Raw genomic sequence first — 19,845 nt, forward strand, 5'->3', positions numbered from 1 at the left:
GCGGCATCGATCTAAATTCCATGCGAAGGCGGGTTGTGATGAAGAATGGTGTCGTCATTGTCGGAACCGGCCATGCCGGGGTTCAGGCTGCAGCCAGCCTGCGCGAGGAAGGCTATGACGGTCCGGTCGTGCTTCTCGGCGACGAGAAGGATCTGCCCTATCACAAGCCGCCGCTGTCCAAGACCTTCATAAAGGACGCCGAGGCCAAGCCGCAGCCGCTGCGCGGCGAAACCTTCTATTCCGGTCACGATATCGACCTCCGGCCTGGCCTCCGTATCGAGCGCATCGACACAGGCGCGCAGGTGCTCGATGTCACGGGGGGCGGCACCATCCCGTTCGACCGGCTGATCCTGGCCACCGGTTCGCGGCCGAGATTGCTGCCCTTGCCGGGCAGCAATCTCGCCGGCGTCATTTCACTGCGTTCACTGGACGATGCCCGCATCATCCGCGAACTCAGCACTGCGGCATCCGATGCCGTCATCCTCGGTGGCGGTTTCATAGGGCTGGAGATCGCAGCGACGCTCAGCGCCGGCGGGCGCCGGGTGACCGTGGTCGAGGCAGCGGATCGGGTGCTCGGCCGTGCCGTCGCACCGGTCATCGCTGCCCATGTCCACGAGAGGCTGATTGCCGGCGGCGTTCGCATCCTGACCGGCACCACCGTCGCCAGACTGGACGGCGAAAACGGCCACGTCACGGCGGCCGTCACCTCGTCTGGAGAACGGCTGCCGGCACAGCTCGTCATCGTCGGCGTCGGCGTGGTGCCGAATGTCGAACTGGCCGAAGCGGCGGGCATCGCCATCGGCAACGGCATTCGCATCGACACAAGGATGCGCACCTCATTGCCCGAAGTGCTGGCCGTGGGCGATGTCGCCAACTACCGGCATTGGGCGACAGATACGGATGTCCGCCTGGAATCCGTGCAGAACGCCACCGACCAGGCCAAGCTTGCCGCGCGCACCATCCTGGGCCACGAAGACACCTATTCGGCCGTGCCCTGGTTCTGGTCCGACATCGGCGACATGAAATTGCAGATGGTCGGGCTGACGACCGCCGGCGACCGGCACATCGTTTCGGGCGACGCCACGGAGAACAAGCTTTCCGTCTATCATTTCTGCGGCGACCGGCTGATCGCCATCGAATCCATCAATCGGCCGGCCGATCACATGCTCGGCCGCAAGATGCTGGGCGCGGGCTTCTCGCCGACACCCTCCCAGGTCGAGGCCGGAACCGACGCGCTGAAGGCGGCTCTTGCGGCACACCAGCAGGCCGAGCCCGCCGCTTAATCGACCCTGACGAGCCGGAGGCTGGATCAGATTCACGTGCCGCGTGGAACTGCGCGAATGCCGGACGGCGCGTTATGGGGTTTCTCGATTATACCGTGCAGCTACAATTGGAGCGCCGTGTGTCCATTCGGACGCACAAAGGACGTTCTAACGCTTTGAACCTGCGCATCGTGCTTTTCGAAAATCGGTTCCGGTTTTCTGGCCGATGCGCTGAAGACGTCCATGGAGTCGAGTTTGCAGAACGCACCCGACAAGGCGGCAGTGGATCCATCGTCCTCGCAGTTGGGGCTGGCCGTGCTGATGGCGGTCGCGGCGATGATCTCGGTGCAACTGGGGGCAGCGCTGGCGCGGCCTGCCATGGACAGCTTCGGCCCCTTTGCGGTGACCTGGGGCCGCCTCGCCTGGGCCGCGATCCTGCTCTGGCTCGTCGTGCGTCCCGATATCCGGACCTACCAGCCGCGAGACCTTGCCGCCGCACTGGCGCTGGGAGCCACGATCGCGGTCATGACGCTGACCTTCTACCTGGCAATCATGCGTGTGCCGCTTGGCCTTGTCGTCGCCATCGAGTTTCTCGGCCCCCTCGGCGTTGCGGCCTTTGGTTTTGCCCGCAGCTGGCGCCTGATCTGGCTGGTGCTTGCCTTCGCCGGCGTGCTGCTTCTGGTGCGGAATCTGGAAGGATGGACGGTCGATCTGCTCGGCGTGGCCTTCGCCTTGACGGCAGGCGCGGGCTGGGGCTCATATATCCTGCTGAACAAACGCGTGGGCAGCGCCTTCAGAGGCCTCGACGGCCTGGCCATATCCTTCGTGGCCTCGGCGCTCATCGCCACACCTTTTGGCCTCCAAGAGGTCGGCCTCAACCTCCCTGCCGGTCTGGTCCTTCAAACGGTCGGCCTCGCCATACTGACCCCGCTCTTGCCTTATGTGCTGGAGATGCAGGCCCTGCGCCGATTGCCTTCGGCTACGTTCGGCATCCTCATGAGCGCCGAACCCGGCATCGGCGCGCTCGCCGGCTATCTCATCCTGCATGAGCCGCTGAGCCCGCAGCAGATCACCGGCATCGCCTGCGTCATCTGCGCCAGCGTCGGTGCGACGATCAGCGCCCGAACCTGATGCGTGCAGCGAAATATGAAAGAGGCCGGCGCCTGACGGGCACCGGCCTCTTTCATTGAGCAGGGAGCGGTAGAGCTTACGCCCGTGCCGCCCGGATCGAGTCCTCGAGGATGTCGAGCGCCTCGGTCATGACATTGTCCTGGACGGTGATCGGCGCCAGGAAGCGGATGACGTTGCCGTAGACGCCGCAAGTGAGCAGGATGAGGCCCTTGTCCAGCGCCTTCAGCCGTACATTGTTGGCGAATTCCGCCGACGGCAGCTTGGTCTTCACGTCGTTGAACTCGACCGCGTTCATGAAGCCGGGGCCGCGGATGTCGACGATCTCGGGCACGTCGTCGCGCAATGCCTCCAGCCGCTGCTTAAGCCGGGAGCCAAGCGCATTGGCGCGGTCGTTGAGCTTCTCCTCCTCGATCACGTCGAGCACCGCGTTGGCCGCGGCGACGCCGAGCGGGTTGCCGGCATAGGTGCCGCCGAGGCCGCCGGGGTTCGGCGAGTCCATCAATTCGGCGCGGCCGGTGACGGCCGAAAGCGGGAAGCCGCCGGCAAGGCTCTTGGCCATGGTGGTGAGGTCCGGCGCAACGTCGTGGTGTTCCATCGCGAACATCTTGCCGGTACGGGCAAAGCCGGTCTGCACCTCGTCGGCGATCAGCAGGATGCCGTGCTGGTCGCAGATCTTGCGCAGCGCCGAGACGAAGTCGCGCGGTGCCTCGTAGAAGCCGCCTTCACCCTGCACGGGTTCGACGATGATGGCCGCAACCCGGGCCGGATCGACATCGGCCTTGAACAGCTTGTCGAGCGCGGCCAGCGAATCCGCCGTGGTCACACCATGCAGCGCGACCGGGAACGGCACGTGGAAGACGTCGCCGGGCATCGCGCCGAAGCCGGCCTTGTAGGGCTGGACCTTGCCCGTCAGCGCCATGCCCATGAAGGTGCGGCCGTGGAAGGCGCCGGTGAAGGCGACAACCGCCTGACGGCCGGTGGCGTGGCGCGCGATCTTGACGGCGTTCTCGACCGCTTCCGCGCCCGTGGTGGCAAAGATGGTCTTCTTGTCAAACTTGCCCGGCAGCAAGCCGTTCAGGCGTTCGGCCAGCCGGACGTAATTCTCGTAGGGCACTACCTGATGGCAGGTGTGGGTGAAGCGGTCGAGCTGCGCCTTGACAGCCTCAATCACCTTGGGATGGCGATGGCCGGTGTTGACCACGGCGATGCCCGAGGCGAAGTCGATATAGCGGCGACCCTCGACGTCCCAGATCTCGGAATTTTCGGCGCGCTCGGCATAGATCTGCGTCGTCATGCCGACGCCGCGCGAGATGGCGGCATTCTTGCGGGCGGAAATGGTCGCGTTGCTCATCGTGCTTCTCTCCTCAAGGGCTTCGTTGCCCCGGTATCCTTCAGCTTTCGCCTAGCCTTCTGGCTTTATTTCCAACCCAACTCAAGCCGACAGCTTGGCCCAAGCCATTGTGCCTGCGCAAGCCGCCGTCTTTCGATTTCCGCCGCGTCAGCGGTACGAAATCAATGACCTATTTCAAATTCCAGACCGCAGGCTATCCTGCTCCCTCAATCAGCGTCCCTTCATGTCGAAGCGGCGCCCCCCGCGCACAGGTGCCCGGCCATGGCAGCACGACGATCGGTCACGTCCAATCCCGCAGCAAACCGTCTTCCACCCGCGCTGCGCCTCGCCTCGGTCATACTGGCTGCAACCGCGACCGCCGCGCTCGTTTCCGGCTGCCAGCGGCAGGAGGCCAAGAAAGCGGAAAAGCTGCCGGTTCTGGTCGCCACGCAGAAAGCCGAGATCGCGGACTATGCCGACACGGTATCGCTGACCGGCGTGATCGCCGCGCGCACGGTGAACAACCTTTCCTTCCGGGTCGGCGGACGGGTGGCGGAACGGCTGGTGGAGGTGGGCGACCACGTCGACAAGAACCAGACGCTTGCTCGCATCGACCCGCAGGAGCAGGAATCGGATCTGAGGACCGCGCAAGCCAATCTGGATGCCGCGCAGGCACAGCTCACGCAGACATCCGCGACCTTCGATCGCCAGAAGACGCTGCTTGCCCAAGGCTACACGACGCGGCGCGACTACGATCAGGCCGACCAGGCGCTGAAAGTGGCGCAGGGCAGCGTCGAGGCGGCGAAAAGCGCACTGGCCAACGCCAAGGAGAACCTTTCCTTCACCGAACTGCGTGCCGGCGCGCCCGGCATCGTCACAGCCCGCACGGTCGAGGCGGGGCAGGTGGTGCAGGCGGCGCAGACCGTGTTCGTCGTCGCCGAGGATGGCGACCGCGACGCCGTCTTCAACGTGCAGGAAACGCTGGTGGCCGGTGTGCACGGCAGCGGGCCGCCACCAGTCGCCGTGGCATTGCTGGCAGACCCGAAAATCACCGCGCAAGGCGTGGTGCGCGAGATATCGCCGGTGGTCGACCCGGCTTCCAGTTCAGTCCGCGTCAAGGTGGGCATTCCCCAGACCCCTGCCGCCATGCCGCTCGGCGCAGCAGTCGTCGGCAGCGTCAGTGGCACGCATGGCCAGGCTGTAGTGCTGCCATGGCAAGCGCTCACGTCCAGCGACGGCAAGCCGGCGGTCTGGGTGGTCGATCCTGCGAGCAAGGCAGTCGCCATCGCACCTGTCTCCGTACTGGCCTATGGAACGGCGACTGTTGCCATCGGCGAAGGGTTGAAAGCCGGCCAGACTGTTGTCACCGCCGGCGGGCAGATGCTCAGCCCAGGGCTGGTGGTCGAAACGATGGAGGCGGCGCGATGAGCCGTTCGATCCTGTTCGCTTTACCCGTGATCGCACTGTTGGCCGGCTGTTCACAGGAGACCGGCGACAAGACGGCGGAGACGCCGCGACCGGTTCTATCGATTGTCGTGCAGCCGCGCGCCACCCAAAGCTTCGGTTTCGCCGGCACCGTCGAGCCACGCTACAGCGCAGGCCTTTCCTTCCGGCTGCTCGGCCGTGTCGTCGCCCGCGACGTCAATGTCGGCGATACAGTCGCCAAGGGCGCAACGCTGGCCGCGCTCGACCCGACCGCGCTTGACCTTGCCGTGCAGGCGGCCAAGGCAGAACTCTCCAATGCGCAGGCCCAATCGGCCAATGCCAGTGCCAGCGAAGAACGTATGCGACAGCTGCTGGCCTCCAGGAACGCCTCGCAAGCAGTCTATGACGCGGCGCAACAGGCAAAGCAGGCGGCCAATGCCAATGTCGAGCGTGCCCGCGCTTCGCTTGCCAAATCGGAGGAACAGCTCGGATACGCCCGTCTGTTCTCGGATTTCGATGGCGTGGTGACTGCGGTCGGCGCCGAGGTCGGGCAGACTGTGTCACCCGGGCAGATGGTCGTCACCGTGGCGCGCGCCGACGCGCGCGAGGCGGTGGTCGATATTCCTGACTGGCTGACCGGCGACCTTACCGCGGATGCACCCTTCGAGGTCTCGTTACAGTCGCTGCCGTCGATCAAGACGCAGGCCAGACTGCGCGAAATGGCGCCGCAATCCGACGACACCACGCGCAGCCGCCGCGTCAGGCTTTCCCTTGTCGATCCGTCCGCCGCCTTCCGCATCGGGTCGACCGTCACCGTCACGCGGACCACCGCACTCAAACCGGCGATCGAATTGCCGCTCTCCGCGCTTCTGGAAAAGGACGGCAAGACCCAGGTCTGGATCGTCGACGAGAAGACGGCGAGCGTCGCGCCACAGGATATTCAGGTTACCACCCGCACCGGCGGAACCTTCACCGTGGCAGACGGCCTGGCCGCGGGAACACGCGTGGTGACCGCGGGCGTGCACAGCCTGACACCTGGCCAAAAGATCAAGTTGCAGTAGGAGCGGACACGTGAAGCGTTTCAACCTGTCCGACTGGGCGCTCGAGCATCGGTCGCTGGTCTGGTATTTCATGCTGGTCTTCATCGTGGCCGGCGTGTTCGCCTACATCAATCTCGGCCGCGAGGAAGACCCCTCCTTCACCATCAAGACGATGCTGATCCAGGCCAACTGGCCGGGCGCCTCCGTGGATGAGCAGGCCAAGCAGGTCACCGATCGCATCGAGAAGAAACTCGAGGAACTCGACAAGCTCGACTTCACCCGTTCGGTCACCACCGCCGGGCGCACCATCGTCTTCGTCAATCTCAAGGACAACACCAAGGCACGCGATGTGGTGCCGACCTGGCTGCAGGTCCGCAACATGATCGAGGACATCAAGCCGCAGTTTCCCCAAGGTGTGCTCGGGCCCTTCTACAACGACCGCTTCGGCGACGTGTTCGGTAACGTCTATGCGTTCACCTCCGACGGGCTCTCGCCACGCCAGCTGCGCGACTATGTCGAGAACGTGCGAGCCGAAGTGCTCACGGTCCCGAATGCCGGCAAGGTGGAGCTGATCGGCGCGCGCGACGAGGTGATCTACCTGGAATTCTCCACCCGCCAGATCGCCGCGCTCGGCCTCAATCAGCAGCAGATCATCGCTTCGCTGCAGGCGCAGAACGCGATTGCGCCATCCGGCGTCATCCAATCCGGACCTGAACAGGTCAGCGTGCGTGTCACCGGCCAGTTCAGCTCCGAAGAGAGCCTGCGCGCCATCAACCTCAGGGTGAACAACCGCTTCTTCCGCCTGAGCGACGTCGCCACCATCACACGCGGCTATACCGACCCGCCGGCCTCGCTATTCCGCTTCAACGGCGAGGATGCGATCGGGCTCGCTGTCGGCATGAAACCCAACGCCAACCTGCTGGAGTTCGGCAAGGCGCTGGAACACAAGATGGAGGAGGTGAAGGGCGAACTGCCGATCGGCGTCGGCGTTCATCTGGTTGCCGACCAGCCGCTGATCGTCGAGGAAGCGGTGTCCGGCTTCACGCGGGCGCTGTTCGAGGCGGTGGCCATCGTGCTCATCGTCTCTTTCGTCAGCCTCGGTGTCCGCGCCGGTTTTGTCGTGTCGCTGTCCATCCCGCTGGTACTGGCCATCACTTTCCTGGTCATGACCTATCTCGACATCTCGCTGCAGCGCGTTTCGCTTGGCGCCTTGATCATCGCACTCGGCCTTCTGGTCGATGATGCGATGATCGCCGTCGAGATGATGGTGGCCCGGCTGGAGGCGGGCGATCCGCTCAACAAGGCGGCAACCTATGTCTACACTTCCACCGCCTTCCCGATGCTCACCGGCACGCTGGTGACGGTGGCCGGCTTCATCCCCATCGGCCTCAATTCGAGCGCCGCCGGTGAATACACCTTCACGCTGTTCGTCGTCATCGCGGTCTCGCTCCTGATCTCATGGATCGTGGCGGTGCTGTTCGCACCGCTGCTGGGCGTTACCTTTCTGCCGGCGACAATGAAGAAACATCATGATCAGCCCGGCCGCTTCACGATGCTTTTCCGGCGTGCCTTGTTTTTTTCGGTGCGACGCTATTGGCTGACCATCATCGCCACCATCCTGCTTTTCCTTGCTTCACTTGCCGGGCTGACCCTGGTGCAGCAGCAATTCTTCCCGGCGTCCGACCGGCCGGAGCTGATCGTCGACTGGAACCTGCCGCAGAACAGCTCGATCGCCGAGACGCGCGCGCAGATGGAGCGTTTCGAGAAGATGGCGCTGGTCGGCAACAAAGACATTGACCACTGGAGTTCCTATGTCGGCCAGAGCGCGGTGCGCTTCGTGCTCGCCTATGATGTCCAGCCATCCAATCCCTATTACGGACAGACCGTCATCGTTACCAAGGGAGTCGAGGAGCGCAACCGCGTGCACGCGGCGATCGACAAGCTGCTGCGCGAGGAATTCGTCGGCACCGATACGTTTGTGAAGACGCTGGAACTCGGGCCGCCGGTCGGCCGGCCGGTGCAATACCGCGTGAGCGGGCCGGATGTGCAGAAGGTACGCAGCCTCGCTCAGGATCTCGCCGGTCAGATTTCGACCAACCCCAAGCTCGCAGCTCCGAATTTCGACTGGAACGAACCGGAGCGCGTGCTGAAGGTGGACGTTCTGCAGGACAAGGCACGCCAGCTCGGCATCACCTCGCAGGACATCGCCTCGGCGCTGAACAGCGTGGTCGGCGGCGTCACCATCACCCAGGTGCGCGACGCGACCTACCTGGTCAATGTCGTGGGGCGTTCGCGCGAGACAGAACGCGGCTCGCTGGAAACGCTGAAGAACATGCAACTGCCGACCGGCACGGGCGAATCCATCCCGCTCGCGGCGGTGGCCAATTTCGACTATGCGCTGGAGCAGCCGACGATCTGGCGGCGCGGCCGCATTCCGACCCTGACGGTGCGGGCTGGATTGGTCGGCAATGCCTTGCCGGACACGGTCGTCAACGAGCTGAAGCCGACTGTCGACGCCTTCATCGCCAAGCTGCCGGCCGGCTATAGCATCGCCACCGGCGGCTCGGTCGAGGAAAGCGCCAAGAGCCAGGGCCCGATCGCCGCCGTGGTGCCGCTGATGCTGTTCGTCATGGCAACCATCCTGATGATCCAGTTGCAGAGCTTTCAGCGCCTGTTCCTGGTGGTGGCGGTGGCGCCGCTCGGCCTGATCGGCGTCGTCGCGGCGCTGGTGTCGTCCTCTTCACCGATGGGCTTCGTCGCCCTGCTCGGCGTGCTGGCGCTGATCGGCATCCTGATCCGCAACTCGGTGATCCTGATCGTGCAGATCGAAGACCTCGTCGCCGAAGGCAAGGATCGCTGGCTGGCGGTGATCGAGGCGAGCGAGCATCGCATGCGACCGATCGCACTTACGGCCGCTGCCGCCTCGCTGGCACTGATCCCGATCGCACGCGAGGTGTTCTGGGGCCCAATGGCCTATGCCATGATGGGCGGCATCATCGCCGGCACGGCGATCACCCTGCTCTTCCTGCCGGCCCTCTATGTCGCCTAGTTCCGGCTGAAGGAGCCGAAGGCGGCGGAGCAGGCGTAAATTAGCGCCGCCCCTCATCGCCCTGCCGGGCACTTCTCCCCGTAAAACGGGGAGAAGGAGGCTGGCCGCAACGATGGTACCCATTCTGCAATGTTGGCGATTGGCGAAATCCTCTCCCCGTTCACGGGGAGAGGATGCCGGCAGGCAGGTGAGGGGCACCGACGATCGATCCCCCTACGCCAGATCCTCCTACGCGATCTTGACGAGCAGGCGCAGGAACTGTGCGGCTTCCTTCGCCGTCAGCGGTGCCAGCGTTTCCTCGGTGATCGCCTTGGCCCGTGCAATGAGCTCCACCACGGCTTCGCGCCCCGCTGCCGACAGCGATACCAGCAGCAGCCGCTTGTCGGCGTCGTGTTTCTTGAGATCGACGTAACCGCGCGCCCTCAGCCGGTCGATGACGCCCTTCACCGTGGCGGCATCCATGGCGATCATCTGGCCAAGCTGGTTCTGCGAGGTCTCGCCGATTTCATATAGCCTCGCCAAGGCGGCAAATTGCGGCGGCGTCAGATCGACGATGCGCGAAGCGAAGATCGCGACATGGCGCTGATGCGCCTTGCGCAGCACGAACCCGACCTGATCCTGCAGGCGGTAGGTGTCGTCCGACTCATCACCGACCAATAGCAGCGGCGCTTTGCCCGTCGTCATCGCTGGCCGTCCCAGACCTTGATGTCCTTGGCCTCCAGCCCACCCATGCGGTTGTGGATGCGCGGACCACAGGTCATCACCAGGCAGAACAGGATCTCGTCGGGCCGCGGCCCGTCGGCAACGCCGACTTCCATGGCGTCGAAATGCGAGCGCACATAAGAAGCGTTGATGTGGCCAATCGGCACATCAAGGCGGGCGCCGAAAGCCCCGACCTTCTTGGCGGAAGGCACGATGGCCTTGGCCTCGCCCAGCCGCTCGCGCATCGCGTAACCGCCCGGCACATGCCAGAGCGCGCCGTGCTCGAGTTCGCCGGCGCTGCCGACAATGGCGCCCTTGCCGTAGCCGTCGATGACGTGGGCATCGCCGCCGAGTGCCGCGATCAGCCGATCGGTCAGGATCAGGCCGAGCGGTTTCAGGTCCTCCATCGCGCCTTGCAGATCTTCCACATAGCGTCCCGCGAACGGGTTCCTGACCAGAGCCATCGCCGCAGCACGGCGGCGCGGAACGTTCACCACCGGCCCGCCATCATGGACGATCTCCTCGGTCAGTACCGCGATCTTGCGAATGGGGAATTCAGGCATGGGCGAAATCCTTGGCTTGGTCGGATGAGCGCAGCCGATCGCTGCGAAGGTTGGGAAAATTCCCGACGAAAGCGGTCGCGCCGTTGAAGAACAACGCTGCCGCCGTGATCAGCCCCTGCCGGCGATAATCCTCGGCGACGGTCAGGCCGAACTGCAATGCTCGCGCCGCTTCCTGCGGCGATACCGTTCCGACCGCCGTTGTCACAAGCCGCTCGCCGAGATCACTGTCGGGGGCAAGCTGACGCGCCGGGCGCCGCTCGATGGCATGATGGCCAGGCAGGTCTACGGCGTTGGCGATCAGCGTCGCGGCGGCATCGGCAGCGGCGCCGGAGGAAGCCAGCACCGTCACCGCGTCGGCAATGCCCAGCGAAAACGAACGCCCACGCCAGCCGCTGGTAGCGACGCCACGCACGCCGTCCTCGCCACGCACGGTTATACGGTCCGCGAAACCATGCCCGGTTCCCGCAATCGCCAGCGTCATCGATTGGCCCGGCACCAGATGCAGCGCGCTGTCGCCGCCGTTGTTAACATAGGCGCGTTCGAGCTTTCGCCCTGAAACCATCGCGGCCAGCATTTCGTCGGCGACTGAGCCTGCGACGGCAGCCATCGGTGTGATGAAGCGCTCCGCCAACGGCGAGACAGCCGCTTCCATGCGCCGCGCGGTCGGCCCGGCGAAGAGACGCGCGGCGACGGCAGCAGGCTGGCGCAACGCCGGCAGTTCGTCGACCAGTTCGGACAGGATCGTCTGGAAGCGCGCCACGGCCTGTTCGCAGGCCATCCGCACCTCGGCTGCATCGCCGAAAGCCTCGATGATCAGGTCGATCGGGCCATGGTTCAGATGCAGCCTCCTGCCACCGGCCAGCCAGTGTGCCTGTGGCCCGCTCACAGGCCGCCTCCATGACGCCTGAGCTGCGCCATCGGCGGCCAGGAATTCGCGTTGGGCGCTTCGGTGTTGCGACGCGGATTGAGATATTCGCCGCCGCGCGCGAAAATATCGGCGAGACTGCGGATCTCGGCTTCATACCCGCCAAGCCTGAGATAATCGTCGCGGCGCAGGGTGAACTCGATCGGCGCCACCAGAGCCGGCGTCGGCACATAGCCGAAAGCGCCTTCCGGCACACGGCTGACATCGACCATCAGGGTGATGCCGCCACCCGGCCAGACGTAGACGGGTGCGCCGCCGACCGTGACATAGGTCTCCAGGCGCTGCACCGACCGCGTGAGGTTGACCGGATTCTCCGTCACGCCTGCCCTGAGGCTTCCGCCCGCCCCGCCGACGAACAGCACCGTGCACAGCGCCGGCTCGCAATTCTCCTCGATGAGCGATACCGATTTCCTGAGCCGTTCCGGGAATGGTTTTTCGACCGGTTTCAGCTCTTCGTCGAGCTCGTAATAGGCGAACTGCTCGCCGGTGGTGGAAACCATCAGCAGCGACAGGCCGGGACGTGCGCCTTTTACAGCATTCCATGGACCAAGGATCGACAGCGGGTCGTCGATGGCGGTGCCACCCCAGCCGAGCCCAGGCTCCGAGACCTTGAAATAGCGGCCGGGGGTGGAGCGACGGCCAACGATGCGGATGCCGGTGTCCGGCCAGCCCAGCACCTTGCCGGCCTGGTGTTCGGAAACCACGCCGGTGATGTGGTCGTCCACCACGACGACCTCGTCTACCAGCCCACGCCATTGCGCGGCAAACATGCCGATGGTGGCCGAGCCGCAACCGACCCGCATGCGGTGTTCCAGCTTGCCGTCGATCACCGGCGCCTTGCCCGCCTGCACGACAAGGGTGGCACCGCCGTCGATCGCAAGTTCGACCGGCTGTTGGTTGCACAGCGCCAGCAACGCGTCGCAGGTGGCGCGGCCTTCCGCCTTGGAGCCGCCGGTCAGGTGATGGACGCCGCCCAGCGACAACATCTGCGAGCCGTATTCGCCGGTGGTGACATGGCCGATCGCCTCACCCCCGGCACGCACGGTTGCCGTCTCGTCTCCGATATGGCGATCTGTGTCGATCTTCACCTTGACGCCGCAATAGGAGAAGATGCCCTCGGTCACCACGGTGACGAGGTCCACCCCGTCCACCTCCTGGCTGACGATGAAGGGGGCCGGCTTGTAGTCAGGATAGGTGGTTCCGGCGCCGATCGCCGTCACGAAACGCCGGCCGGTGTTGACGAGGTCGCCAGTCCACGCCTCACCATCGGCGACGAAGGGCACCACGGCCTGGCCGGTTTCAGCGGCGTGGTCCAGAATGGTGAGCGGATCAAGCCGCACGATGCGTCCTGCCCGGTTGCCGTAGCGATCGCAGGCGCCGGTGCGGCCCTCGGCGATGTAACACATAACCGGACAGGCATCGCAGCGGATCTTTTCCGCCACCTGCTTTTCGCCGGGGTCATGTGTGTCGAAACGCTCGGCGAGTTCGCTCATCGGCTCGCCTCCTTGATGGCAACCAGGATGCGCGATGGCGTCGCAGGGACCTTCGCCATCATCACGCCGGTGGCGTGGCGGATGGCGTTGAGGATCGCCGGTGCGGTCGGGATCAGCGAATGTTCGCCGAGCCCCTTGGCGCCGAAGGGCCCTTCCGGATCGGGCACCTCGACCAGGATCGTCTCGATCGGCGGCACATCGCCGATGGTCGGGATGAGATAGTCGTGCAGGTTCTCCGTGCGGCCGGGGATGTATTCTTCCATCAGCGCCATGCCGATGCCTTGGGCGATGCCGCCTTCGACTTGCCCTTCGGCCAGAATGGGATTGATCGCCTTGCCGACATCGTGCGCGGCGGTGATCTTGATCAGTCGCACCGTTCCCAGACGCATGTCGACCTCGAGTTCGGCAATCTGCGCGCCATAGCCATAGACGGCATAGGGTTTGCCCTGGCCGTTGGCGTCGAGCGGAGAGGTCGGCGGATCATAGGTTTCTTCGGCGCGGAAGACGAAACCGTCATCGTCCGCCGGCAATCCGGCCAGGTCGACGCGGCGGGTGGCGTCGCCCTCTCGGATAAGCAGCACACCCTGGTCGAACGAGAGCGTGGCCGCCTCGGAGACATTGGCATAGCGCAAAATGCGCTCGCGCAACGCACGTCCCGCCTTTTCGGCGGCCTTGCCGGTCACGAAGGTCTGGCGGGATGCGGATGTCTTGCCGGCGTCCGGGGAGATTGCGGTATCAGCGCCTTTCAGTTTCAGATTTTCCAGTGGGATGCCGAGCGTATCCGCGCAGATCTGGGCTATGACAGTGTTGGAACCCTGGCCGATGTCGACCGCGCCTTGATGAAGAATAACTTCGCCATCCCGCGAGATGCCCAGCTTGATCGTGGAAGGATTGGGCAGAGAAGTGTTGCCGCAACCGTACCAGCACGAGGCGATACCGACACCGCGCCGCAGCGCGCGGCTTGCCGCTTGATCGCCGGTGTTGAACATGTCCGCTTCCGCCAGCGCGCGCGCCCAATGCGGTTCGAGCGCTTCAAGACATGCGCCGATGCCGACGCCGGCTTCCAGCTTCTGGCCGGTGACCGTTTCCGAGCCGTTCCGAAGGCAGTTCTTCAAGCGGAATTCCAGTCGGTCGATGCCAAGCTTTTCTGCTAGCTGATCGTAGAGGGCTTCCTGCATGATCGTTGCCTGCGGCACGCCGAAACCACGGAAGGCGCCGGAAATCGGGCCGTTCGTGTGGATGGCGCGACCCTCGGCACGATAGTGCGGTGTGGCATAAGGACCCGAGGCATGCACCGGCACGCGGTTTGCGACCGTCGGTCCCCAACTGGCATAGGCACCGGTGTTGAAGGCGCCCTCGAAGGTCATGACGGAGACCGTGCCGTCCAACGCCACGCCGATGGCGGCACGCATGGTTGCCGGATGGCGCTTGGTCGTCGCCATCATCGATTCCGAGCGAGAAAAGGCAAGGGCGGCAGGGCGGCCAGTCTTCAAAGCGACCAGGCCGATCAATGGCTGCACGGAAATGTCGAGCTTGGAACCGAAACCACCGCCGGTGGCTGTCGGCACGATGCGCACCTTGTCCGGGGCAAGCCCAAGAACACGTGCCGTATCGTCACGATCCATGTAGGGCGCCTGGGTGCAGGCGACGATGACAAGGGTATCATCGTCCAGATAGGCATAGCCTGCTTCCGGCTCGATATAGGCGTGTTCGACATAGGATGTTTCGATGGTTGCCGAAGCGGTGGCGAAGGCGGCAGCCAGAGCCTTGTCGGGCTCGCCGCGCTCGACGAAGCCTTTGGTCAGAAGATTGCCGGTGCGGTCCGCGTGGATCGGGATCGCATCTTGCGCCTGTGCTTCTTCCGCGGCCAACAGATGCTGGCCTTCCTTCCATGTGACCGGGAAATCCTCCAGGTCGAGATCGGCAGCGACAGAACGCTCGACTGCAACCAAAGCCACCGCCTCGCCACGGAAGCGGACAACACCCTCTGCCAGCGCGGGTTGATCGGCGAAGGCGGGAATAGCGCCGAACACATTCCGGCCTGGAATATCGGCGGCGGTGAAGATGCCGACGACACCTGGATGGGTTGCGCTCCAGGCTGCGAGATCGCCGAACGCAAAATGCGCATGATGGTGGCGGGAGCGCACCACGAGGACGGCCAGGGCATCTTCAGGGAAGGAGTCTGCGCCGAACTTTTCGGTGCCTGTGACCTTGGGCACGCCGTCCAGCCGCACCGGAGATGAGCCGACGGCCTTGCCGGCGATCGGCAGGCGAAAGTCGAGCTCCGCGCCATTGTCTCGGGCGACATCGAGGACCGCGGCGATGATTTTCCGATAGCCGGTGCAGCGGCACAGGATCCCGCCCAGCGCATCGCGCACTTCGGCTTCGCCGGGGTGCGGGTTCTCGTCCAGCAGCGCGGTCGCGGTCACCAGCAGGCCGGGCGTGCAGATGCCGCATTGCGCGGCGCCGTGTTTGAGAAACGATGCCTGCAGCGCGGAGAGCCGGCCGTTGGCCAGCCCTTCGACTGTTGTGATCTTCGCTCCGCCGACGGAAGCGAGCGGCGTCAGGCAGGCGCAGACCGGCTGGCCGTCGACAAGCACGGTACAGGCCCCGCAATCTCCGGCATCGCACCCCACCTTGGTCCCGGTGAGCTGCAGTTCGTCACGCAGCACGGATGACAGCCGGCTAACCGGTGAGGCACACACGGTCGCTTGTCTGGAGTTGACCTGAAAGGTTATGTCCCCACGCTCCATGCTCATGCCGCAACCTCCCTCTGAGGAGATTGGCAGGCAGCCGCCTGGATGGCGCGGGCAACGATCTCGCGAGCAGCATCCAGCCGGTAGGCGGCAGAGCCACGCACGTCGTCGATAGGGGCGAGTTGCGGCATCGGGGTGGCCTGGATGATATCTGCAAGCGAACCGTCGAGCGTCCGGCCGACAAGGGCTTTTTCGACGTGGGACAACCGTGTCGCGACGGCCGAGCACGCGCCAACGGCGATTGCCGCTTGCTGGACGATACCGTCTTCGATGACCAGCCGGGCGGCGACCATGGCGATCGAGATCACCAGATACCGCCGAGCACCGAGTTTGACGAAACCCGAGGTTCCGGCAGCACTGGTCTTGGGCACACGGATGGCGGTGACCAGTTCGTTGGGCCGGCGTGCGGTGCGGCGGTTGCCAAGGATGAAATCGGCGAGTGGCAGATACCGGGTCGCTTCGCTCGAGCGCAATTCCACGTCGGCATCCAGCACCAACAGCGCAGGGACGCCGTCCGCTGCAGGCGATGCGTTGCAGAGATTGCCGGCAACCGAAGCGACATTCTGGATCTGCGGCGAGCCGACCTCACGTGCGGCGTGCTTCAGCGCTTCGAAGGCGGAGGGCAGAGACTGGCGGATGATATCGGCCCAGGTCGTGCGGGCGCCAATCAACCAGTGCGTCTCATTCTCGGCAACGCCGCGCAGCGTGACGATGCCGTTGATGTCGAGAATGTTCTCGCGAATGGGTCGATTGCCCTGGGAAGGGTAGAAATCGGTGCCGCCGGCAAGCACACGCCACGATGTTTCGTCGAGCAGCGTGAGCGCTTCGTCGAGTGTGGCGGGTTTCGCGTAACGGATCACGCCTGCCTTCCCGGTTCCTCCCGAAGGAGGCCTTCTCCCCTTGGAGCGTCGCGCCATCTGGGCGCGCAAAGGACACTCCAACACTCTGAATTAGCACATGATGCCTTCTGAAAATCGACTCCGATTTTCAGGGTCATGCGCCAAGATCGGCCGGTGCATCGCCGGCAAATTCATTCGTATGCAAATGATATCAGTCGTGCTGGCTTTGTCAAAGCAGTGGGCATTCCCGGCTCGGCCTCAGCGGCCTGCAGCTTTAGAAGGTTGACGCGAGCGACCATCTGATCGAGTTTCTCCACCCCGGTCGCCCAGGGTGTGTTCCCAACACACCCGAGGCGGCCTCTCCTGCCCGCTGAAAGGTAACGCCATGGCCGATGAAGCACTGATCGTTGTCGATCTGCAGAATGATTTCTGCCCGGGCGGCGCTCTTGCCGTGACCGGCGGCGATGAGATCGTGCCACTGGTCAACGACCTGATCCGCAATGCCGAACACGTGGTGATGACACAGGACTGGCATCCCGCCGGCCATTCCAGCTTCGCGTCCAGCCACCCGGGCAAGCAGCCGTTCGAGATGGTCGAAATGTCCTACGGTCCACAGACCCTGTGGCCGGATCATTGTATCCAGGGCAGCCTTGGCTCCGACTTCCACTCCGGCCTCGCCTGGAGCAAGACCGAACTGATCGTCCGCAAAGGGTTCCGCTCGGGCATCGACAGCTATTCAGCCTTCTTCGAAAATGACCATACGACGCCGACCGGGCTTGCCGGCTATCTGCGTGAGCGCGGCATCGAGGCCATCACGCTCGTCGGCCTGGCAACGGATTTCTGCGTCGCTTTCTCCGCACTCGACGCGGTCAGTCAAGGTTTTGCGACGACCGTGCGTCTCGATGCCTGCCGTGGCATCAATCTGAATGGCTCACTTGACGCAATGCTTGGCCGTATGCGTGATGCCGGCGTAGTGCTGGTTTGACGCTAGAGCGTTTCCGTTTTCACGGAAACGCTCTAGCTCTTTTACACAATTCCGGATGGAAAACCGCTACGCACTTTTCCTGGAATTGCTCTTGGTGTTTCGGGCGATCGGTTGAGGGGCGACGTGCATTACAGGAAAGTTCTGGCGGCGATCGGGCTGCTTTGCGGGAGTGTGGTTCCCGCTTTCGCCGCCGAGGGACTGCCCGGCGCAACCATGTCGCTCTGGTGGGGATTGCCCTTCGCCGGCTTGCTGCTGTCCATCGCCAGCGGGCCGCTGCTGTTTCCCCATCTGTGGGAACATCACTACGGCAAGATTGCCGCCGTCTGGGCCGCGCTGGTCGTCGGCCCGCTGGCTCTGGCTTTCGGTGCGGACCTTTCCCTCAATGCCGTGCTGCACGCGCTGCTCACCGAATATATGTCGTTCATCATCCTGCTGTTCGCGTTGTTCACGATTGCGGGCGGCATTCTGGTTGCCGGCAACATTCACGGCACGCCGTGGACAAATGCCGGCCTGTTGCTGATCGGGGCACTGCTGGCCTCGGTGGTCGGTACCACCGGCGCTTCGATGATCATGATCCGGCCCGTCATCCGCGCCAACGACAACCGGCCGTTCAACGCCCATGTCGTCGTCTTCTTCATCTTCCTGGTCTCCAACATCGGCGGTTCACTGACGCCGCTCGGCGATCCGCCGCTGTTCGTCGGCTTTCTGCGCGGCGTCGAGTTCTTCTGGACGACGGCGAACCTGTGGCGGGAAACGCTGTTCGTCACCGTGCTGGTGCTGGCGGCCTTTCTTGTGCTGGATTTCATCCTCCATTGGCGTGAGGAAGGCCAGCCGAAGATCAAGGACCCGACGCCGGATTCGAAAGTGCGTCTACGTGGCTTGCCCAACCTGCCGCTGCTTGCCGGCGTAATCGCAGCGATCCTGCTCTCGGCGTCCTGGAAACCGGGCATCGAGGTCTCGGTGTTGGGCGTTGTGCTGGAATTGCAGAATCTCGTGCGCGACGCGATCATCCTGGCCCTTGCCTTTGTTTCACTGGCGGTGTCGCGCCCCGAATACCGCAAGGCCAATGGCTTCGCCTGGGGGCCGATCGCCGAAGTGGCAAAACTGTTTGCCGCGATCTTCATCTGCATCGTGCCGGTGATCGCCATCCTGAAGGCCGGCAAGGATGGCGCCTTGGCGCCTCTGGTTGCCCTGGTGACGGCTGCTGACGGAACACCCAACGATCTCGCCTATTTCTGGCTGACCGGAGCGCTGTCCTCTTTCCTCGACAACGCGCCGACCTACCTTGTCTTCTTCGAACTGGCTGGCGGTGACGCGCGTCATTTGATGACGGAACTGGCGACGACGCTGGCTGCGATCTCGGCGGGCGCCGTCTTCATGGGCGCCAACACCTATATCGGCAATGCGCCCAATTTCATGGTCTATGCCATTGCGCGTCATCAGGGCGTCAAGATGCCGGGTTTCTTCGGCTATATGCTATGGTCGGGCGCGGTGCTGATCCCGGCCTTCGTGATTGCGGGCTTCATCTTCTTCAGGTGAGGCGCTAGACCGATCGTCGGAAGACATTGTCCCGTCGCCCTAAACCTCTAGAGCATGATCCCGAAAGGATGACCGATGACGCCAAAAGCCGTTTTCTGGGACATGGATGGAACACTCGTCGACAGCGAACCGCTGCACGATGCCGCTCTGGTTTCGGCGATGCGCAGCGTGGGCCTGGCGGCGCCTGCCGATCTGCATGAGCGTGTGCTCGGCAAGACCGCCGCTTTCGTTTACGACATGATGCGCGATGAGTTCGGCCTGACGTTGCCGTTCGATCAATGGATCGCACTCAAATATGATTACTACATGGCCAATGTCGGTGGCCTGCAGCCCCGGCCGGGCGCGATCGAGATCTATCAGGAACTGCGGGCGCTTGGCGTGAAGCAGGCGGTGGTCTCGAATTCCGACCGGCTGATCGTCGATGCCAATCTTGGCGCGGTCGGCCTTTCGCACGCCGGGATGAAGACGGTGAGCCGCAACGACGTGCGCGAAGGCAAACCACACCCCGAGCCGTTCCTGCGCGCGGCCTGGTTGTTCGATGTCGACCCGAGCGAGGCTGTGGCAATCGACGACAGCATAACAGGCGCGATGTCCGGCCTGGCCGCCGGCATGAAAACGATCTTCTGGCCGGAAAGGCCGATGGCCGGTCCGGACGGCGCGGTCGTCCTCAACACCGTGGACGAGTTGCGCGCCGAACTCGGCCTTTAGCCGTCAATCAACTGCGGTAGACGGGCTCCTGCTCATCCAGGATCGCCTTCAGCTCGGCCAGGTGCCGTTCCGCCTGGCCGGGATAGTCGTCCATCTCG

Annotated in this window: 15 protein-coding genes; 8 read left to right on the forward strand and 7 right to left on the reverse strand. The window is 64.2% G+C overall.

The features are described 5' to 3' along the window. Positions 1-38 precede the first annotated feature (38 nt). Both AO692_RS24345 and AO692_RS24350 read left to right on the forward strand, forming a co-directional pair. On the forward strand, positions 39-1,283 hold the full coding sequence (locus tag AO692_RS24345; protein WP_054312642.1) for an FAD-dependent oxidoreductase: 1,245 nt from the start codon (positions 39-41) through the stop codon (positions 1,281-1,283). 222 nt (positions 1,284-1,505) lie between these two features. Continuing rightward, positions 1,506-2,393 (forward strand): EamA family transporter, encoded by an 888-nt coding sequence (locus AO692_RS24350; RefSeq protein WP_054312643.1) that lies wholly within the window; start codon positions 1,506-1,508, stop codon positions 2,391-2,393. A gap of 76 nt (positions 2,394-2,469) precedes the next feature. Here the strand turns inward: AO692_RS24350 and AO692_RS24355 are convergent, their stop codons facing one another. Continuing rightward, complete coding sequence (locus AO692_RS24355; protein ID WP_054312644.1) at positions 2,470-3,744, reverse strand: 4-aminobutyrate--2-oxoglutarate transaminase; 1,275 nt, start codon at positions 3,742-3,744, stop codon at positions 2,470-2,472. A gap of 261 nt (positions 3,745-4,005) precedes the next feature. Between AO692_RS24355 and AO692_RS24360 the strand changes: the two genes are divergently transcribed. Genes AO692_RS24360 through AO692_RS24370 form a run of 3 tightly spaced genes read left to right on the forward strand, consistent with a single transcriptional unit; the run spans position 4,006 to position 9,237 of the window. Further along, entirely contained in the window at positions 4,006-5,151 is a 1,146-nt protein-coding gene (locus AO692_RS24360) for an efflux RND transporter periplasmic adaptor subunit (protein WP_054312645.1), read from the forward strand. After that, positions 5,148-6,209: an efflux RND transporter periplasmic adaptor subunit gene (locus tag AO692_RS24365; protein ID WP_054312646.1), complete on the forward strand. Its 1,062-nt coding sequence runs from the start codon at positions 5,148-5,150 to the stop codon at positions 6,207-6,209. The genes AO692_RS24360 and AO692_RS24365 overlap by 4 nt, the downstream gene beginning before the upstream one ends. Positions 6,210-6,219: 10 nt before the next feature. Continuing rightward, complete coding sequence (locus tag AO692_RS24370) at positions 6,220-9,237, forward strand: efflux RND transporter permease subunit (RefSeq protein ID WP_054312647.1); 3,018 nt, start codon at positions 6,220-6,222, stop codon at positions 9,235-9,237. Between the two features lie 228 nt (positions 9,238-9,465). Here AO692_RS24370 and AO692_RS24375 read toward each other — a convergent pair whose 3' ends face one another. The 6 genes from AO692_RS24375 to AO692_RS24400 are packed head-to-tail and all read right to left on the reverse strand — an operon-like array spanning position 9,466 to position 16,536. Further along, positions 9,466-9,921, reverse strand: a complete 456-nt coding sequence (locus tag AO692_RS24375) for a MarR family transcriptional regulator (protein WP_054312648.1) — start codon at positions 9,919-9,921, stop codon at positions 9,466-9,468. Beyond that, positions 9,918-10,502 (reverse strand): amino acid synthesis family protein, encoded by a 585-nt coding sequence (locus tag AO692_RS24380; protein ID WP_054312649.1) that lies wholly within the window; start codon positions 10,500-10,502, stop codon positions 9,918-9,920. Before AO692_RS24380 ends, AO692_RS24375 begins: the two co-directional genes overlap by 4 nt. After that, positions 10,495-11,388 carry a hypothetical protein gene (locus AO692_RS24385; RefSeq protein WP_082407527.1) on the reverse strand — a complete coding sequence of 298 codons (894 nt, stop codon included), beginning with the start codon at positions 11,386-11,388 and terminating at the stop codon, positions 10,495-10,497. The genes AO692_RS24380 and AO692_RS24385 overlap by 8 nt, the downstream gene beginning before the upstream one ends. Further along, positions 11,385-12,920 carry a hypothetical protein gene (locus AO692_RS24390; RefSeq protein ID WP_054312650.1) on the reverse strand — a complete coding sequence of 512 codons (1,536 nt, stop codon included), beginning with the start codon at positions 12,918-12,920 and terminating at the stop codon, positions 11,385-11,387. The genes AO692_RS24385 and AO692_RS24390 overlap by 4 nt, the downstream gene beginning before the upstream one ends. Further along, the gene (locus tag AO692_RS24395; RefSeq protein WP_244483476.1) at positions 12,917-15,673 is read right to left on the reverse strand and encodes a molybdopterin-dependent oxidoreductase; all 2,757 of its coding nucleotides are present in this window, start codon (positions 15,671-15,673) and stop codon (positions 12,917-12,919) included. Before AO692_RS24395 ends, AO692_RS24390 begins: the two co-directional genes overlap by 4 nt. A 2-nt stretch (positions 15,674-15,675) precedes the next feature. Continuing rightward, positions 15,676-16,536: a xanthine dehydrogenase family protein subunit M gene (locus AO692_RS24400; RefSeq protein ID WP_054312652.1), complete on the reverse strand. Its 861-nt coding sequence runs from the start codon at positions 16,534-16,536 to the stop codon at positions 15,676-15,678. Between the two features lie 364 nt (positions 16,537-16,900). Between AO692_RS24400 and pncA the strand changes: the two genes are divergently transcribed. From pncA to AO692_RS24415, 3 genes are all read left to right on the forward strand, one after another. Further along, positions 16,901-17,500, forward strand: coding sequence for a bifunctional nicotinamidase/pyrazinamidase (gene pncA / locus AO692_RS24405; RefSeq protein ID WP_054312653.1), 600 nt, complete (start codon positions 16,901-16,903; stop codon positions 17,498-17,500). Positions 17,501-17,623: 123 nt separating this feature from the next. Continuing rightward, the gene (locus AO692_RS24410; protein WP_244483471.1) at positions 17,624-19,039 is read left to right on the forward strand and encodes a sodium:proton antiporter; all 1,416 of its coding nucleotides are present in this window, start codon (positions 17,624-17,626) and stop codon (positions 19,037-19,039) included. Positions 19,040-19,114: 75 nt separating this feature from the next. Then, on the forward strand, positions 19,115-19,747 hold the full coding sequence (locus AO692_RS24415; RefSeq protein ID WP_054312654.1) for an HAD family phosphatase: 633 nt from the start codon (positions 19,115-19,117) through the stop codon (positions 19,745-19,747). Positions 19,748-19,845 lie beyond the last annotated feature (98 nt).

Origin of the sequence: Mesorhizobium sp. 1M-11 (assembly GCF_001303895.1) — a bacterium.
Taxonomy (GTDB): domain Bacteria; phylum Pseudomonadota; class Alphaproteobacteria; order Rhizobiales; family Rhizobiaceae; genus Mesorhizobium.

Coding starts and splice junctions, on each gene's coding strand:
- AO692_RS24345 (WP_054312642.1), top strand. CDS start 39: ATGAAGAATGGTGTCGTCATTGTCGGAACCGGCCATGCCGGGGTTCAG.
- AO692_RS24350 (WP_054312643.1), top strand. CDS start 1,506: ATGGAGTCGAGTTTGCAGAACGCACCCGACAAGGCGGCAGTGGATCCA.
- AO692_RS24355 (WP_054312644.1), bottom strand. CDS start 3,744: ATGAGCAACGCGACCATTTCCGCCCGCAAGAATGCCGCCATCTCGCGC.
- AO692_RS24360 (WP_054312645.1), top strand. CDS start 4,006: ATGGCAGCACGACGATCGGTCACGTCCAATCCCGCAGCAAACCGTCTT.
- AO692_RS24365 (WP_054312646.1), top strand. CDS start 5,148: ATGAGCCGTTCGATCCTGTTCGCTTTACCCGTGATCGCACTGTTGGCC.
- AO692_RS24375 (WP_054312648.1), bottom strand. CDS start 9,921: ATGACGACGGGCAAAGCGCCGCTGCTATTGGTCGGTGATGAGTCGGAC.
- AO692_RS24380 (WP_054312649.1), bottom strand. CDS start 10,502: ATGCCTGAATTCCCCATTCGCAAGATCGCGGTACTGACCGAGGAGATC.
- AO692_RS24390 (WP_054312650.1), bottom strand. CDS start 12,920: ATGAGCGAACTCGCCGAGCGTTTCGACACACATGACCCCGGCGAAAAG.
- AO692_RS24395 (WP_244483476.1), bottom strand. CDS start 15,673: ATGGAGCGTGGGGACATAACCTTTCAGGTCAACTCCAGACAAGCGACC.
- pncA (WP_054312653.1), top strand. CDS start 16,901: ATGGCCGATGAAGCACTGATCGTTGTCGATCTGCAGAATGATTTCTGC.
- AO692_RS24415 (WP_054312654.1), top strand. CDS start 19,115: ATGACGCCAAAAGCCGTTTTCTGGGACATGGATGGAACACTCGTCGAC.